This window comes from Myxococcus sp. CA033 (genome assembly GCF_013336625.1).
GTDB lineage: Bacteria > Myxococcota > Myxococcia > Myxococcales > Myxococcaceae > Myxococcus > Myxococcus llanfairpwllgwyngyllgogerychwyrndrobwllllantysiliogogogochensis.
Window position 1 is genome coordinate 1 of the sequence record NZ_JABUMU010000011.1, and the last position, 16,192, is coordinate 16,192.

Consider the following 16,192-nt stretch of genomic DNA (forward strand, 5'->3'; position numbering starts at 1 on the left):
GTCCCGCCGACGGCGCCCAGCCCGCCTCTCGTCCCGCCGACGGCGCGCAGCCCGCCTCTCGCCCCGCCGACGGCGCGCAGCCCGCCTCTCGTCCCGCTGACAGCGCGAAGCCCGCCTCTCGTCCCGCAGACGTCGCGCAGCCTGGTTCGCGTCTCGCCGATGGCGCGCAGCCCGCCTCTCGTCCCGCAGACGTCGCGCAGTTCGCGACGCGCCCCGCCGACACCTCGCAGCCCTCGACCCGTCCCGCGACGGCGCCGCCCACTGGCGCGCAGCCCGCTACCCGCCCGGCGACGAATCCCGCTGGAGCGCAGACGGGAGCCCCTCAGGTGTGGCCCCCGGCGCCGCCCGCGCAGCCCGGTACGGCGCCCCAGGTCTGGCCACCGGGCCCTCCCGCGCAGCAGTCCGCAGCCGACGCTCTTCCGCCGCCCACGCTCCGCTTCGGCTCTCCGCTGTCGGGAACGCGTCCGGACGCCCCCGTTCCGCTCCAGCCGCCGCGCTCGAATGAGCCCGCGTTCATCGTCTTCCCCAACCCGGGCAAGCCGTCCGCTCCGGCGCAGGCGCGTCCTCGTCAGGCCGAGCCGGAAGCACGGCCGCCCGCCTCGCCCTCCAGCCAGGACGTTCCGGACTGGACGCTGGCCCAGGCGCGCGCGGCGCTGAAGGAGTCCACCAAGGACCGCGACCGGCTGATGGATGTGGCGCTGCGCTTCGGCCGGCGCACGTTCGACTATGTGGCGGCCTTCGCCGTGCTGCGTGGCGCGGCGGTGGGCTGGGACGGTCGTGGCGAGGGCATGACGGGTGAAGGGCTCGCCCAGGTGTCCGTGCCGCTCGACGCGAGCAGCGTCTTCCGCACCGTGGCCGTGACGCGGGGAAGCTACGCGGGCCCGTTGCCTCCGGACGCGCTCACCCGACACTACCTGGAGCTGTTCGGTCGGCAGACGCCGCGCACCGTGTTCCTGTACCCGGTGGAGGTGAAGGGTCGGCTGGTCGCCATCCTCTACGGGGATTGCGGCCAGAAGCCGATGAGCCAGCGCCGGCTGTCGGACTACATCCTGTTCTGCCAGGACCTGTCCTCGGCCTTCCAGGAGCTCATCCTGTTCCGCAAGCAGCGCGTCACCGCGGAGCCGCGCGCGCCGGAAGAGGACATCTCCATCGACGTGGACGTGCCGGTCGCCGCCGCTCCGGTTCCCGCGCCCGCGGTGGTGGCGGGACTGGGCTGGGGCCCCTTCTTCGGCCGAGGCACCTCCGGCACCATGGGCCGCGCCGCCGCGTTGCCGCCTCGCGCGCAGTCGCAGGAGGAGCGCCCGCCTCCGGACTTCGCGCCGCTGCTGCGCCGACTCACCGGCCCGGACGCCGCGCAGCGCTCCAACGCGATGGTGGAGCTGGCGCGCTCGCCCGAGGCCAGCGCCCGCGTGCTCGCCCAGCACTTCCCCGGCCCCACCGCCTGGAGCCGGCTGCCCGTCGTCGAGCTGCCCGAGGCGGACGAGCTGGGACCGATTCCCGCCGCGCTGTCGCGCCTGGGGCGTCCGGCGGCGCAGGCCCTGTCGCCGCTGCTGGATTCACAGGACGCGGACACGCGCTACTTCGCGCTGCTCACGGCGGGCAACCTGCCCTACGTGGAGCTGGTGGATGGCGTGCTGCGCGGGCTGTTCGACCTGGAGCCGGACATCTCCAGCGCCGCGCGCGTGGCCGCCGCCGCGCTCAAGCAGTTGCCCCGCCTGGACGCGGCGCTGCGCGAGCTGCGTCAGGAGCTCACCAGCCGGGACATGATGCGTCGTGCGCTGGCCGCGAGGGCGCTGGGCAGCCTGCATGACCGCGAGGCCGTCGAGGGCCTCATCCAGCTGACGAGCAGCGACGACGAGATGTGCGCCCAGGCCGCGGCGGAGGCGCTGCGTGAAGTGACGCGCATGCCGCTGGGCCTCAGCCCGAAGCAGTGGGCGACGTGGTGGCTGGAGAACCGCAGCCGCCGCCGCGCGGACTGGCTCATCACCGCGCTGCGCCACCGTGAACTCGACGTGCGCCTCGCCGCCATCGAGGAGCTGAGCCGCGCGCTCAACGACACGCTCGGCTACTACGCGGACGCCCCTGAGGCGGAGCGCGAGGTGGCCGCGCGGCGCTGGGAAGCCGCGGCGGTGGACCCGGCCAACGCGCGCCGGCTCGGCATGCTCTGAGAGTGCCTGACAAAACAGGCAGGGAGACCGGAGGAGCGAGAGCTGCTCAACGGTCCTCGCTCGCCCACCGCGCGCGGAGGTTGGCGACCATGTTCAAGGCATCGGCATCAGAGGCGGACTCGGCTCTTGCCAGGCACGAACGCGCGCTGTCCGCTTGACCTGACCGCCAGCGGACGTCCGCCAGGGCGAGCAGCAGGAGTGGCTCTCCTTCCGCGGTAGCAACTGCTTCTTCGTAGTAGAGCGCTGCCTGCGAAAGCCTTCCGACTTCCTCGCAGAGGAGGCCCGCTGTTCGAGCCAGGGTGGATGCATTGGCGGGCCTTCCCCTGTCCGGCCGAGTCCGAGCCAGCGCGGATTCCAGGCAAGCGATGGCCTCGGCCGTCCTGCCTGCCTGCCTGGGCGAGAGCGGACGCGGTACGAAGGGGGTTCTCGTCATTCACCATGACCTTCTCCTCATCAACACGGGCATCCAGTGGGAAGCCCTGCCGCAGGACGTGCTCGGCGTCTCGGGCATGACGTGTGGGAGCGGGCTCCTCGACCGGGAGCCAGGACGCGCTCGGGTGGCCCCGCACCCGTGACGAACACGGAATCGACTCGGAGCCAGGACGCCTGCCCGCTCCGAGCCGACCGCCATCCCGGACTATGCTGGCGTCAGTGACACGGGCACGAGACAGAGCGTCATGACGAGCGGGATGTGGATCAGCATCATCGCCTGCGCCGGGCAGCTCGCGCTCGCGGGACTGGCGCTCGCGCGCGTGGGGCGCAGCCCGTTGGCGCTGCCCCTGTCCCTGCTGTCCATCGCGCTCTCCACCTGGAACTTCACCGGCTTCGCGCTCGAGCGTTCGGGCGAGCCGGGATGGAGGCTGGTGGGCTTCGCCGCCGCGCTGATGACGGTGCCGTGCACCCTGCACTTCGCCCTCGCCTTCGTGGGACGACGTCGCCGCTCGGCCTGGGCCATGTTCGGCACCTACGCCATCTTCGGCGCCCTGGCGATGACGATGCTCGCGTCGCTGGGGGCGCCCTCGCTGGCGGCGCGGCTGTTGACGTTGCGCTTCGGCATCTTCGTCACCGTGCTGGTGGCACCGCCGCTCAGTGCCGGCTTCGCGCTGCTCGGCTTCCACCTGCGCGAAGCACGTCACTCCGACGAGCGGGCCCGAGCGGGGCTGATGGTGCTCGGCCTGACGCTGGTGGTGGCCCTGCTGCTGACGGAGCTCGCGGTGGAGCTGGGCCTGCGGCAGGTGCCTCGCCTGGGCAGCCTGGGCACGCTCCTGGGCCTGCCGGTGATGGCCACGGCGTCGCTGCGCTTCGGACTCTTCGGTCGAGACCAGGGAGAAGGCGCTCCGCGCATGGCCCTGCACGCGGCGGCCCTCGCGGGCGTGGGCGTGCTGGCGTACCTCACCGTCTTCCGCCTCTTCGCCGCGCAGGTCGGCGCCCTCGTCGTGTTCACCACGGCCATCACCTTCGCGCTGCTGGCCGCCACGCGCCGAGGTGTCACCGCGTTCGTCACGCGCGCCGAGCGCATGGAGCGCCTGGCCACGCTGGGCCGCTTCTCCGCGCAGATGGCGCACGACTTGAAGAACCCCATCGCCGCGCTGAAGGGCGCCGCGCAGTACCTCAAGGAAGAGCACGCGCGGGGCCAGTCGTGGGCCAGCCACGGTGAGTTCCTGGACCTGATGCTGGAGCAGGTGGAGCGGCTGGGCCGCGTGGTGGACACGTACCAGCGGCTGGCACGCGTGGAGCCCCTCCCCCACCCCGTGGACCTGGGGCGACTGGTGGAGGGCGTCCTGTCGCTCCAGGCCTTCGCGAGTCCGGGTCAGGTCTCCATCGTCCGCGAGCTGGAGGCGGGCCTGCCGCCCTGCTCGGGAGACGCCGACCTGCTGGCCAACGCCGTGGAGAACCTGGTGCGCAATGGCGTCGAGGCCATGCCCGGAGGTGGAACCCTCACGGTGCGCACCCTGCGGGACGGCCCCGGCGTGGCGGTGGAGGTGGAGGACACGGGCGAAGGCATGGACGTGCGCACCCGCGAGCGCGCCTTCGACGACTTCTTCACCACCAAGGCAGCGGGCAGCGGGCTTGGCCTGGCCTTCGTGCGGCGGGTGGTGGAGGCACATGGCGGCACGGTGAGTCTGACAAGCCGCGAGGGGCACGGTACGGTGGTGCGCCTGAGCCTGCCGATGGAAGTCCGGCAGGCCGGGAGTGGGACTGAAGGAGAAGCCGCGTGAGCGAGGCGTTGAAGGGGACCGTGCTGCTGGTGGACGACGACCCGGCGGTGGCCAAGGTGCTGGGAGCGCTGCTGTCCCAGGCGGGGCTGACGACGCACGCGGCGCGCGACGGGAAGGAAGCGCTCGCCATGCTGGAGCGCAAGCCCGTGGACGTGGTGGTGAGCGACGTGCGCATGCCGGGCATGGACGGGATGCAGCTCTTGAACGAGGTGGCGAAGGGCTGGCCCGACGTCCCCGTCATCCTGCTCACCGCGCACGGCACCGTGCCGCTGGCGGTGGAGGCGATGAAGGCGGGCGCGGCGGACTTCGTGCTCAAGCCCTTCGACCGGGAAGAGATTCTCTTCACCATCCGCAAGGCGCTGCTGCGAGCGCAGGGCGAGGCGGCGCACGAGCCGCTGCGGACTCCCAGCGCCTTCGTCGGTGGCAGCCAGAAGATGGCGGAGGCCCAGGCCCTGCTGGCGAAGGCAGCCACGGGCATGGCCACCGTGCTGCTGCGGGGCGAGTCGGGCACGGGCAAGGAGCTGGCGGCGAAGGCGGTGCATGACGGCAGTCCGCGACATGCGGGCCCCTTCGTGAAGCTGCACTGCGCGGCGCTCCCGGACACGCTGCTGGAGAGCGAGCTGTTCGGCTACGAGAAGGGTGCCTTCACAGGGGCGGCCACGCGCAAGCCGGGCCGCGTGGAGCTGGCCCACGGGGGCACGCTGTTCCTGGACGAAGTGGGAGACATCTCGCCCGCCGTGCAGGTGAAGCTGCTGCGAGTCATCCAGGAGCGCGAGCTGGAGCGACTGGGCGGCACGCAGACGGTGAAGGTGGACGTTCGCTTCGTGGCCGCCACGCACCAGCCGCTCGAGGACCTGGTGAAGGCGGGGCGCTTCCGCGAGGACCTCTTCTACCGACTCAACGTGGTGCCGCTCTGGCTGCCCGCCCTGCGCGAGCGGCCCGAGGACATCGAACCCCTGGCGCGACACTTCCTGGACGTCCATGCGCGGACGAACGGGAAGCCGCCCTTCACGCTCACCGCCGACGGGCTCGCGGTGATTCAGGCCCAGCCCTGGCCGGGCAACGTGCGCCAGCTCCAGAACTTCCTGGAGCGACTGGTGGTGCTCTCGGATGGACAGACGCTGACAGGTGAAGACGTCTCGCGCGAGCTGGCTCGCCAGCCCGGACTCTCCGCCCCCGTCCTCACGCCATCCCAGGGCACCACGGCCCTGCCCGCGACTTCGAGCGCGCAGCCCGCGGGCGCCGAGTCTGGACGCACGCTGGAGTCCCAGCGCAAGGACACGGAGCGACAAGCCATGGTGGATGCGCTGAAGCGCGCGGGAGACAACCGCACGCTGGCGGCGCGGCTGCTCGGCATCAGCCGCCGGACGCTCTACAACAAGCTGGAGGAGCACGGGCTGGTGTAGCCCACCGGCTCACGCCTGCTGGGCGGCGGCCTCGCTCAGCGAATCCAGCTCCTCGTGGAAGTTCTGGATGAGCACATGCGGGTCGGGGACGCGGAGGACATCCGCGGCCACGCCCACCGTCACCTGGCCCGCGTAGCTGAAGAGACTCACGCCCAGCCCGAGGTGCCCCGCCTGCGGCACCCAGAACGTCAGCTCTCGCAGCGTCACGCCCGCCAGGGACACCGGCTGTCGGGGGCCGGGCACATTCGTCGCCACCAGCGAGGCCTTCGTGCCGAAGGCATCCACCACCGCCCGCTCCACCGGGGCCGGCGTGTACCCCAGCAACCCCAGCGCGCCGAAGGTCACCACCGCCTCCGGTGACTTCTTCACCAGGCCCATGCGACGCGACAGCTCGTGCAGCCGACGACGCGGGTCCTCGATTTGTACGGGCAGGCGCAGGAACACCAGACCGAAGCGATTGCCCAGCTCGCGAGGCACCGGCTCATCCATCGGCCGCAGGTTCACGGGCACCAGCGCATGCAGGTCCTCGGGAGGAACGTTGCGAGCCTCCAGGTAGCGCCTGAGCGCGCCCGTCAGCACCGCCAGCAGCACGTCATTCACCGTGCCGCCCAGCGCGCGGCCCACGACCTTCACGCGCTCCAACGGAATGGGCGAGGACCACGCCGCGCGCTTCTGCGTCCCCAGCGGCCCTCGCAGCGGCGTGCGGGGGTCCGGCGTAATCACCATCAGCTTGCCGAGCGCCGCCGCGCTGAGCGCCCCCTGTCGCAGCAGGTCTCCGGCCAGGATGGGCTCGGCCGCCAGCTCCGCGCCCTTGCGCAACACCGTCCGCGCCGTCCCCGCCGCCGCGCGCGCGCCGCGCACCCACCGCGCCAGCCCGCCCGACGAAGCCCGCGTGTGCTCGCGCGGAGGCTCGGTGTTCGTCGCGTCGCCATCCGTGAGCGACAACAACAGGCGCGCCAGGGCGATGCCGTCGGAGATGCAGTGGTGCAGCCGCGCCAGCAGGATGTCTCCGCCCTGCGCGCCCTCGAGCACGTGGAACTGCCACAGGGGCCGCGAGCGCTCCAACGGCGTGCTCATCCACTCGCTCACCAGCGCCTCTTGCGCTGCGCGGTCTCCGGGCGCGGGGACAGGCAGGCGCAGCAGGTGCGCGTCGAGGTCGAAGTCCGGCGCATCTTCCCACTGAGGAAGGCCCAACCGTCCCAGCACCACGCGCTGTCGGAAGCGCGGGTAGCGGTCCACCAGTCGCGTGCGGGTCTCCGTGCGCAGGCGCTCGAAGTCCACCCGGCCCTCGAAGAAGAGGACCGCCGTAATCATCATCAGATTGGCGGGCTCCTCCATGTGGAACCACAGCGCATCCACGCTCGCCATCCGCTCCTGTGTCGCCATCGCCTCGCGTGCCTCCCAGTGCGCTCAGACCGCGTCCCAGGACTCCGGGACACGCCATGATGGCGCAGGTTGACCTCGCGTGGTGGGTGGACTTTCAGGAGCGCTACGGCGCCACGCCCTCTTCGCGCTCGAACTGGAAGGTCTGCTTCGTCGCATCATCCAGCGTCAGCGTGAGCGCGCCCTGCTCGAAGTCCCACCGGTACGAGCCGCCCCGGAACTTCACCTTCGAGCGTGCCAGGGGGATGACCCGTTTGGCGCCGCAGACCGGCCCCACGGCCTGTCCGTCGCGGGCCAGGAGCTTCACGTGGTGCTCACCCAGGGCCTCCACCATGCCCCAGGCGCGAACGACCAGCGCGTTGCCCTGTCCCAGCGTCGCGTCCTTCAGCGCGGTGCGCAGCACGAAGCACCCCTCGGGCGTGATTCGCAGCGTGCGCGCATAGTCGGCGCGGGGCTGGGGCTCGATGCGCGTGAAGCCTCCGTCCGTGATTTCGGGCAGGCTGGCCGCGGTCAGCCTCCACTCTCCCACCAGCTTGCCGGGCACGGTTTTCGTCGAGCCCGTCTGGCCCTGGCAGGGGTCCTTCAGCTCCTTCTCCGGACTCGGAGGCGCGGGCTCGAAGGCGCGCTGACACGTGGGGCCGCACGTGCGCGCCGCGCACTGGGTGTCGTCTTCCGCACACCCCGCCTTCAAGGTGCAGGACTTGAGTCGGTCCAACGCCTGCTCACAGCCCTCGCGCAGACACCGGTCCACGCACTCGGGCTCGATGCACTCGGCCACGCACACCCAGTTGGCGCTGCCACAGACACCCGCCACGGTGCGAGGACGCTCGGAAGCCCCCTGTGCCAGCGCGGAGAAGGAGAAGCCCAACAGACTCGCCAGGAAGAAGAACCCACGAAAGGAGCGCATGCCGTGGAGCAAACTAGGCACGGCCCCTTCGGGGCGAAGCCCTCGCGTCGGGTGGGCTGTCCACCCGAGAGCAATGCCTGCCTGGGCCCTCAGCAGAAGTGCCAGCGCCAGGTGCGCACATCCCCGGGGTCCACCAGCTCCAGCTCGAAGGCGAGTGTCTCGTAGCGAGCGAACTCACGGGGGTCCACGCGCAGCAGCGTCATGCCCGCGGGGTTCTGTCCGCGCAGCGGCGACACCGTGAAGGACAGCTCCGCGTCGAAGGCCACCTTGTAGAAGAGGCAGAAGCCATCCACGCGCCCCTCCTCCATCACCGGGCGCTCGAAGCGCACGCGGTGCGGCAGCCCATCCGCCGCCATCGTCTCCAGGTCGAAGGCGAACGCGGGCTCCGGGTCACACAGCAGGTGGTCCACCTCGTACGAGCGGACGACGCGCGTGAAGTACGACGGGTTCATCGCCTCGCGCAGCGTCTGCAGGCAGCTGTAGTCCACGCTGGGGAAGCGCTGGCTCCAGATGAAGGGCAGGCACGCCTCGTCGCGAAGCTGCACCGGCTCGATGAAGACCTCGAAGCGGTTGGGCAGGATGCGCCCACCGGGCCGCAGCAGCCGGGAGCGCAGGTCCAACATCCTCGGCACCAGGCCCGCGTCGAAGAGGGCCTCGCCCAGGAGGTCGTGCAGCAGCACGTCCACCTTCTCCGGGGCCTGGAAGTTCCACGGGTGCGAGCGCACGAAGTCGATGTGCTCCAGCCCGTTGCGCCGCGCCACCCACTGCGCGGTGTCCAGCAGCCGCGAGCCATCCACCGCGAACAGCCGCCGGGGATGTCGGCTCGCCGCCAGGAAGGTGCGCAGCCCCGTCCCCGAGCACACGTCCATCACCACCTGGCCGGGCTTCACATAACGCTCACACGCCTTCTGCCAGGCCAACACCCGCGCCGGGTCCGCCAGCGCCGAGTCCTGCGGCGTGGGACTCGACAGCGACAGGCTGTCCGGCACCACGTTGCGCAGCGGCAACTGGGACATCAGTGGCAGGTGGCTCAAGCGAGAACGAAGGTCCATCAACGCCTGCCGAGGCAGGTCGAGCAGATTGGGCATGACACCCCCCCGAGATGTGAGTCGAATCCACCGCGCTCCAGGCAGCCCCCCGGAACCGGGATTACCAACCATGCGGGACAACCCATGCTCCGGCCCATCCAGCGAAGGGGCTGGGTCTCTGTCCCCGCTTGAACAGGCCTTCGGGTTCAGCAGCGAACAGAGCGCGTCAGCCAGGGATGGGCGCGTCCGCGCTGGAGGGGCCCGCATGTCGGGAGCGGCGCGCGAGCCAGTCGTGAAGGAAGGCGCGAACGGCGGGGTGGCGCGAGTCCCGGAAGGCCTCGGGTGTCGTGTGTTCGACGATGCGGCCCTCGTGCAGCAGGGCCAGGCTGTCGCCCACCTGGAACGCGGTGGCCACGTCCGGGGAGATGACGAGGGACGTGGCGTGCAGTTGGTGTTTGCCGGTGAGGATGACCTCCGCCACGGACTGCGTCTTCAGCGGGTCCAGCCCCGCGGTGGGGTCGTCGTAGAGGAGGATGCGCGGCTCCATGACGATGGCGCGGGCGAAGGCGGCGCGCTTGAGCATGCCGCCGGACAGCTCCGCGGGCAGCTGCGTCGCGGCGTCCTCAAGTCCCACCAATGCCAGCACGCGGCCTACCCGCGCGCGCACCTCGCGCTCAGGGAGTCGGGTGAGCTCCCGCAGGGGGAAGGCCACGTTGTCCTCGACATTGAGCGAGTCGAAGAGGGCGCCTCCTTGAAACAGGATGCCCAGCTTCCGACGCACGCGCGCCATGCCTTGCGTGTCCAGGTCCGCGAGGTTCTCGCCGTCCACGCGCACGGTGCCCCGGTCTGGCGACAGCAAGCCGTCGACGTGCTTCATCAGCACGGACTTGCCGGAGCCGGACACGCCCATCAGCACGCAGGTCGTGCCTTCGCGCACCACCAGGTCGACTCCGCGCAGCACCTGCTGCGGGCCGAAGGACTTGTGCACGTCCACCAGCTCGATGACCGCGCGCGGCGCAGGCTCGCTCATTGTCTCGCCCCCCGTGCCGCCGACAGCCGGGAGGACCGGGCGCGGCGTCAGGAGCGGGCAGTGTCGCCGCCCACGTCCCTCGCCGCGAGCCACCTTCCAGTCTGGGACGGACGCTCCCCACTCGACACAACGGGGAGCGGAACGTCTCAGACGCCGGCGAGGAGCTTCGTGCCGAACGCCTTCAGTCGCTCGCACGCCTTCACCAGCTTCTCCCGGGGAATGGAGAACACGGCGCGCACACGCTCGGGGTCCGAGCACCAGGGCCCGCCGTTGAGCACCACATGCGTGTGCTCGTACACGATGCGCGGCAGGTTCTCCGGCGTGAGCTTCTCGCCGTCCACCTCGCGTCCCAGCCAGGACGTCATGCGAGGCGCGAGGAAGAGCCCTCCCGTGTCTCCCGTGTCCGAGCGCCCGTCCGCGGGCAGCGCTTGCACCAACAGCTCGCGCTTCTCCGCCAGCTCGCGCCGCATCTTCGTCAGGAAGGTCCGCAGCGAGCGGTGCCGCGCGCCATAGAGGAGCTGTCCATCCGGGCTGCGTGCATAGGCCGCGTACAGATACGCCGCCGCTCGAGCCGTGACGAGGTGCAACACCCCCGGCCCCCCTTCCCGCATCACCGCGGCCAGCGCCCTGTCTCGCGTGGCCAGCCACCCCACGCGCAGCCCACCGGCGGCGAACTCCTTGGACAAACCACCCAGCACCACGGTGCGCGCGCCCACGCCGGGAACCGCGCCCTCCAGCGTCACCGGGCTGTGCACCGTCTCCGCCGTGGGGCTGGTGAGGTTGACCAGTCCGAAGATTTCATCGGACACGAGCAGGCACCGCTGCTCCACCACGTAGTTGGCCAGCGCCACCAGCTCCTCGCGCGCCACGTAGACGCCCGTGGGGTTGGACGGCTGGGAGATGACCACGGCGTCCGGACCACTCGCGCCCTGGCCTCGTCGCGCCAGCAACTCCGCCAGCGTCCCCTGCTCCACCTCGCACCCCGCCGAGACGAACGTCGGCGGCAGCACGCCGTAACAGGGCGTCACCACGAAGACACGAGGGGCTCGCCCCAGGCGCTTGCGCAGGGCCACACCCAGGTGATGGATGAGCGGCCAGACGCCCGGCGCCATGACCAACTCCTCGGGCGAATACCGCGCGGCGCGCGTCTCCAGGAGGAAGGCCGCCACCGCCTCGGACAATCCCGTCTGCGCGCCCGTCTCGCGCGGCGCGGCGGCGGCGGCGATGAGCCCCTCCACCAGCGGCTGCGGCAGCGGGCCTTCATTCTCTCCGTAGTCCAACCGCACCAACTCCGCGTCGTCATCGCGGAACACCTTGGGCGCGAAGGCGGGGAAGCCCGCCAGCGCATGGACGCGCGAGGAGCGCGGCAACGGAGCCACCGGCGCGCGGCGCGGCCCGGGCGGCTCCGGCTCCGCGAAGGAGATGCGGAACGACAGCAGGTCCGCGAACGTGCGCTCATAGAACCACTGCGCCAGCGTGCTGATGCGCGAGTACGTCACCTCCGCCGCCACCTCCAGGTCTCCGCGCAGCGGCTCCGGCACGGGGAGCAGCAGCGTCAGCTCCAGGTCCGGCCACACCGCGTTCTTCACCAGGCCGTAGAGCACGACGAGGTTGGGCGAATACGGCTCGCGCGCCAGGAACTCGAACAGCGTGAGCGGCTCCACCTCACCGGTGATGTTGAAGAAGGCGCTCTCGTCCAGCACCACCCAGATGCCCCGCCGCGCCGCCTCCGCGATGATGTCGCGCAGCACGGAGAGGTTGGTGCGCTCGCCCTTCTCCACCGTGAGCAGCACCATCTTCACGTCGAACGCGGACAACAGCCGGCGAATCTCCTCCAGCGTCGTGTGAGTCACCGTGGCGCGCACGCCCGCCTTCTCCAACGCCCGCGCGTAGAGCGGATGGAGGTTGCGCGACACCAGCACCTCGTCGCCCACGTCACACGTGGCGAGCAGCAGCGAGTACACCGCCTGCTCCCGCTCGGGCGCGACGAACAGCTCCTCCTCCGCGAGCCGCAGGCCGAAGTAGCGCTCCAGGTAGCGCACCACCTGGCCTCGGAACGACACATCTCCGGCCTCGTGCGCGTACGGCAACAGCGGCCCCTTCGCCAGCCGCTGCGACAGCGCGGAGACAAAGCCGAGCTGCTCGGGCGACGCGGCGCCCAGGTCCAGCTCTTCCTGAAGCGTTGGGATGCCCAGCTCGCGCAGGGACTGACGCAGGGCCAGCGTCTCGCGCGGGCGCGACAGGTGCGCCTCCCAGACGGCCACCTCGTGCCACACCGCGTTCCCGGACTGGAGCCAGCCCAGCGCCGTGGCCGCGCGCAGCGGCTCCGGACTGCGAGCCTCCATGAAGAACTCGAACTCGCGCCCCGTGCGCTGCTCCAGCGCCACCAGCGGACGGATGTCCGTGTCCGCCGCCTGCCGCACCCGCCGAGCCACCCGCACCCGCGTGGTGAAGCCGCGCCGGGTGAACATGCGCTCGATGATGGGGCGACCCGGACGGCCCGCCAGGTTGAGCAGCAGCTTGCCCGTGGGCGCCAGTCGCTCCGGGGCCTCGTCGAGCAGCCGGGCGATGAGCCCCAGGCCGAAGTGGTCCTCGTACACGTTCTGCAACGTGCAGTAGTTGGAGAGGTCGTATAGCGCCTGCTCATCCGCCTGAGACAGCTCGCCGGGCAGCTCCTCCGTGCGCAGCACCTGGGGGATGCAGCCCACCACGAAGTCCCACGCGGGCTCCGCGGGCACGCCGCGCAGCAGGTCGCTCTCCGCGAAGGAGAGGCGGGACACGAGCGACTCGTCGCCGTTGAGCCACGCGTTGCAACGCGCCACGACGGGCGAGTGCGGGTTGAGGTCCGCGCCGTGGATGTGCGCCAGCCGGGTGAACTTCGCCAGCGCGATGCAGATCCACCCCGAGCCCGCGCCCACCTCCACCAGTCGCTTGCCGGCGTACTCGTCCAAGGGAACGCTGAGCAGCCCTTCCATGAAGGTATAGGCCCAGGATTCGGGCGCGAAGATGGAGGGGAGCAGGAAGAGCTCCAGGCGCTCCTGGGACGCGCCCGCCACCACCGTCACCGTCACCAGCCGCAGGGGGGCCGACTCGGGCTGCTCGCGCGACAGCTCCGCCAGCTCGCGCAGCTCCACCCGGGCCCGGGCGCGCCGCTCCGGGTGCCCCAGGTCCTCCGACAGGGCGCGCAACAGGTGGAAGGCCTCTCGGGGGGAGGAGGGATAGGTCGGCATGGCGCGCGGACTGTCCCGGGCTCACCGCCCTGTGTCAACGCACCCGTGGCGTGCGAACGCAACCCTTTGGCGCCGTGGCTCCAATCAAGTTTTGAGCCCTCGGCCGTAATAGGGATGCGGTGGGTGGGTTGGAACGGGAAGGGACGGCTGGAGACGATGAACTCGGTCACGCTTGTGGACAGACCCCGTAGTGGAGAGGGGGCACTGATGGAACTCAGCTTCTGGTCGCCGGCCAGGCCCGGCATGCAGGGGATGATGAGCGCTCAGCCGATACGAAACCGGGTCCTCCGAGACCCCGTGCGTGTCCGCTGGGAGTCGCAGCCCTGGCGGCGTCAGCTTCGCAATCCGGAGGAGTTCGAGACGCCGGTGTCGCGCTCGGCGCTGGTGAAGGCGCTGCTGGACGAGCAGTTGGAGGTGGACGCGGAGGTCGCGCGCTTCGCCGGGGCGGCGGAGGACGCCGACTGCATCAGCATCGCGCAGGTGGTGCGTTTCGCGGATCTGCTGATGCGGCGCATGACGCTGGCGGAGTCGGATGACCAGATGCTCCAGCTGGCGCACCTGCGCCGCAACGCCGAGGACCTGGCGGAGCGGATGACGGAGTGGGCCAACATCGGCCGGCTGTAGCGCAGCACACGAGACATTCCCGTCTTCGCTCGACGAAGAGGACGGGAGGGGGGACCGGTGGAGCAGCGGGGCGGACTGGCTTTCGCGCCTCTGCTCCACCGGCGCTTTACGAAGAGGCTCCAGTGGACGAGCGACCCGAGCGACTTCCAGGCTGACTCACGGAGGACCGAGCACGCTCTGGGCACAGGCGCCCTCGCAGGCCAGCAAGCGAGTGCTGTCATCCGAGTAGCTCAGGGTCGCGACCAGGAACGGGTTGATTGCGAAGCGAACCTGCTGCCCGTCCTCGAAGACGAGCCGCCCGGTGACGAGACAGGGCGCGAAGCCCAGGTCCTCCGAGTCGTGAATCTCCCGCCAGGTGACTTCGCGCGACTGCGCGAAGAAAGCGCGGACCTGCGGTTCCGTGAGCACGAAGTCGGCGCAGTTCTGGTCCTCGCGGCGTCCTTTCGTGGACTCACTGAGCCCCAGGCCCAGACTCTCGATGCGCGCTGAAGCGGGCACGAGGGAAGTCGTGGAGGCCCTGGGACTCGCGGAGGACGACACCTCGGTCGGAGTCGAATGAGCGCACCCTTGAGCCACGATGATGCTCAGCCAGCCGACGACACCCACGCGCCAACGAAGGGACATGAGCCCACGTTAGCGGGGCCCGCCGCGACATCAAGCCAGGCGAGCAGGCACGCCGGAAACGCACCGTCACCAGGGGGGCCATCGTCCACCACTGGCCGTTAGGCTGGGGGCCCGCCCTGTTCCGGCCCGCGTGAGCGCGCGAGTGTCTTGACAGGGGTGGAGGAGCGCTGTTCTCACGGGGGACATGTTCTCCTCGCTCGTCCTCGCCGCCACGCTGGCGGCTGCTCCTGCTCCTCGCTCCGCCGCGTCGGCCCAGACGGTCGTCCACGTTCCCAAGCTGAATGCGTTGACGGGGCTCTCCGCCTTCCTGGAGCGCGCGGGCACGCACGCCGCGCTGCTGCGTCCCTCGGCGTGGCGCGCGGAGCTGCACCCCTTCCTCACCATCGACCCCACGCGTCCGGAGACGCTCACGGCGGTGGGCCTGGATGCGACGGGGCCGGCCACGGTGTCGCTGCGCGAGGACGGCCGCGTGTCCTGCATGCGGGTGTCGGACGCGAAGGTGTTCCAGCAGAAGGCGGCGGAGGCCATGACGGAGGCGGGAGGCGCGGAGGCGAAGCCCGTCACGGCGAAGGGTGTGACGACGGTGAGCACGACGCGCGCCGCGGGCGGGGCGATGGGCTACGCGCTCAAGGGGCAGGAGGTCTGCGCCTTCGGGGCCACGGATGAAGGTGGCGCCGTGTTGATGAAGGAGTCCGTGAAGCTGGTGGGCAAGGCGCCCGCGCCGGATGCGCGACTGAGCAAGGTCGCGGGGGTCGCGTTCCTCGCCACGGACGGGACGGTGGTGGGGTTGGACGGCACGGCGAGCGGGCTGAAGGTGGATGGCACGGCGATGAAGCTGCCGCTGCCGCCGTTCCAGGCCAAGAGCAACAGTCCCTATGGGGCGATGAAGCCGGAGGGGTTGCTGTTCTCGCGCGTGGCGGTGGCGCCGGCGGGAGTGTCGCAGGCCGTGGGCTCGCTGCGCGCGAGCATCCAGGCCCTCTGCCCGACATGTCCCAAGGAGCAGGTGCAGGCCTCGGCGGACGCCGTGGCGAAGCAGCTCACGGGGAACATGTTGGTGAACATGAGCAACGTGCAGGTGCGTGGTTCGCTGCGGACGCGGGAGGCGCGCTTCTTCGCCGTGAAGCAGGCGTTGGCGGCGGAGGTGAAGGACGCGGCGGCGGTGAAGAGCGCGCTGGCGCCGCTGGGCACGTTGCCCGGGGCGAAGGCGCTGGAGGACGGCTGGGCGCTCACGGTGAAGGGCGGCAGCGTGCTCGTGCGACAGAAGGGCAAGCACCTGGTGGTGGGCAACGACGAGACGGTGATGCAGGCGACGATGGCGGCGCTGCCGGAGACGACGGCGAAGCAGGAGCGCGCGGCGGAGTTCACGTTGGACCCGAAGCTGCTCGCGCGGGGACTCTCCCAGGTGTCGCTGTCGGACGTGCTGTCGGACGAGCAGCTCGCCGCGCTCTTCGCTGTCAGCTCGGAGCTGGGCCCGCTGCTGGCGCGCAGTGAGCGAATCACGGGCTGGATGGACAGCGCGCCTGGAGGCGCCCACCGCTTCGTCTTCGACTGGACGCTGCCGGAGTCGAAGTAA

12 protein-coding genes are annotated in these 16,192 nt (G+C 71.0%); 5 read left to right on the plus strand and 7 right to left on the minus strand.

The window, feature by feature from the left end:
- Positions 1 to 2,168 (plus strand): FrgA protein (locus HUA78_RS24470; protein ID WP_254623878.1); only part of this gene is annotated, 2,168 nt, incomplete at its 5' end.
- 46 nt (positions 2,169 to 2,214) lie between these two features.
- Here the strand turns inward: HUA78_RS24470 and HUA78_RS47750 are convergent.
- On the minus strand, positions 2,215 to 2,601 hold the full coding sequence (locus tag HUA78_RS47750) for a tetratricopeptide repeat protein (RefSeq protein WP_371745654.1): 387 nt from the start codon (positions 2,599 to 2,601) through the stop codon (positions 2,215 to 2,217).
- 244 nt (positions 2,602 to 2,845) lie between these two features.
- Between HUA78_RS47750 and HUA78_RS24480 the strand changes: the two genes are divergently transcribed.
- Together HUA78_RS24480 and HUA78_RS24485 are read left to right on the plus strand one after the other, a co-directional pair.
- Positions 2,846 to 4,387 carry a nitrogen regulation protein NR(II) gene (locus tag HUA78_RS24480; RefSeq protein WP_174459695.1) on the plus strand — a complete coding sequence of 514 codons (1,542 nt, stop codon included), beginning with the start codon at positions 2,846 to 2,848 and terminating at the stop codon, positions 4,385 to 4,387.
- Positions 4,384 to 5,793, plus strand: coding sequence for a sigma-54 dependent transcriptional regulator (locus HUA78_RS24485; RefSeq protein WP_174467211.1), 1,410 nt, complete (start codon positions 4,384 to 4,386; stop codon positions 5,791 to 5,793). Before HUA78_RS24480 ends, HUA78_RS24485 begins: the two co-directional genes overlap by 4 nt.
- A gap of 9 nt (positions 5,794 to 5,802) precedes the next feature.
- Here the strand turns inward: HUA78_RS24485 and HUA78_RS24490 are convergent, their stop codons facing one another.
- The 5 genes from HUA78_RS24490 to HUA78_RS24510 all read right to left on the minus strand — a co-directional run bounded on the left by HUA78_RS24490 (position 5,803) and on the right by HUA78_RS24510 (position 13,371).
- Complete coding sequence (locus HUA78_RS24490) at positions 5,803 to 7,179, minus strand: wax ester/triacylglycerol synthase family O-acyltransferase (protein WP_174467212.1); 1,377 nt, start codon at positions 7,177 to 7,179, stop codon at positions 5,803 to 5,805.
- A 103-nt stretch (positions 7,180 to 7,282) separates the two neighbouring features.
- On the minus strand, positions 7,283 to 8,083 hold the full coding sequence (locus tag HUA78_RS24495; RefSeq protein ID WP_174459698.1) for a hypothetical protein: 801 nt from the start codon (positions 8,081 to 8,083) through the stop codon (positions 7,283 to 7,285).
- A gap of 89 nt (positions 8,084 to 8,172) precedes the next feature.
- On the minus strand, positions 8,173 to 9,171 hold the full coding sequence (locus HUA78_RS24500; protein WP_174459699.1) for a class I SAM-dependent methyltransferase: 999 nt from the start codon (positions 9,169 to 9,171) through the stop codon (positions 8,173 to 8,175).
- Positions 9,172 to 9,337: 166 nt separating this feature from the next.
- Positions 9,338 to 10,141 carry an ABC transporter ATP-binding protein gene (locus tag HUA78_RS24505; RefSeq protein WP_174454612.1) on the minus strand — a complete coding sequence of 268 codons (804 nt, stop codon included), beginning with the start codon at positions 10,139 to 10,141 and terminating at the stop codon, positions 9,338 to 9,340.
- A 146-nt stretch (positions 10,142 to 10,287) separates the two neighbouring features.
- Positions 10,288 to 13,371, minus strand: coding sequence for an aminotransferase class I/II-fold pyridoxal phosphate-dependent enzyme (locus HUA78_RS24510; protein ID WP_174477284.1), 3,084 nt, complete (start codon positions 13,369 to 13,371; stop codon positions 10,288 to 10,290).
- A gap of 207 nt (positions 13,372 to 13,578) precedes the next feature.
- On the opposite strand from HUA78_RS24510, the gene HUA78_RS24515 reads away from it, so the two are divergent.
- Complete coding sequence (locus HUA78_RS24515) at positions 13,579 to 13,995, plus strand: hypothetical protein (protein ID WP_174454610.1); 417 nt, start codon at positions 13,579 to 13,581, stop codon at positions 13,993 to 13,995.
- Between the two features lie 156 nt (positions 13,996 to 14,151).
- On the opposite strand, the gene HUA78_RS24520 is transcribed toward HUA78_RS24515, so the two are convergent.
- On the minus strand, positions 14,152 to 14,619 hold the full coding sequence (locus HUA78_RS24520; protein ID WP_174454609.1) for a hypothetical protein: 468 nt from the start codon (positions 14,617 to 14,619) through the stop codon (positions 14,152 to 14,154).
- Positions 14,620 to 14,803: 184 nt separating this feature from the next.
- On the opposite strand from HUA78_RS24520, the gene HUA78_RS24525 reads away from it, so the two are divergent.
- Positions 14,804 to 16,192: a hypothetical protein gene (locus HUA78_RS24525; protein ID WP_174477285.1), complete on the plus strand. Its 1,389-nt coding sequence runs from the start codon at positions 14,804 to 14,806 to the stop codon at positions 16,190 to 16,192.

Bases quoted from the DNA above. Each gene is read 5' to 3' on its own strand.
- HUA78_RS24515 (WP_174454610.1), top strand. From the start codon at position 13,579: ATGGAACTCAGCTTCTGGTCGCCGGCCAGGCCCGGCATGCAGGGGATG.
- HUA78_RS24505 (WP_174454612.1), bottom strand. From the start codon at position 10,141: ATGAGCGAGCCTGCGCCGCGCGCGGTCATCGAGCTGGTGGACGTGCAC.
- HUA78_RS24525 (WP_174477285.1), top strand. From the start codon at position 14,804: ATGTTCTCCTCGCTCGTCCTCGCCGCCACGCTGGCGGCTGCTCCTGCT.
- HUA78_RS47750 (WP_371745654.1), bottom strand. From the start codon at position 2,601: ATGACGAGAACCCCCTTCGTACCGCGTCCGCTCTCGCCCAGGCAGGCA.
- HUA78_RS24490 (WP_174467212.1), bottom strand. From the start codon at position 7,179: ATGGCGACACAGGAGCGGATGGCGAGCGTGGATGCGCTGTGGTTCCAC.
- HUA78_RS24520 (WP_174454609.1), bottom strand. From the start codon at position 14,619: ATGTCCCTTCGTTGGCGCGTGGGTGTCGTCGGCTGGCTGAGCATCATC.
- HUA78_RS24510 (WP_174477284.1), bottom strand. From the start codon at position 13,371: ATGCCGACCTATCCCTCCTCCCCCCGAGAGGCCTTCCACCTGTTGCGC.
- HUA78_RS24480 (WP_174459695.1), top strand. From the start codon at position 2,846: ATGACGAGCGGGATGTGGATCAGCATCATCGCCTGCGCCGGGCAGCTC.
- HUA78_RS24495 (WP_174459698.1), bottom strand. From the start codon at position 8,083: ATGCGCTCCTTTCGTGGGTTCTTCTTCCTGGCGAGTCTGTTGGGCTTC.
- HUA78_RS24500 (WP_174459699.1), bottom strand. From the start codon at position 9,171: ATGCCCAATCTGCTCGACCTGCCTCGGCAGGCGTTGATGGACCTTCGT.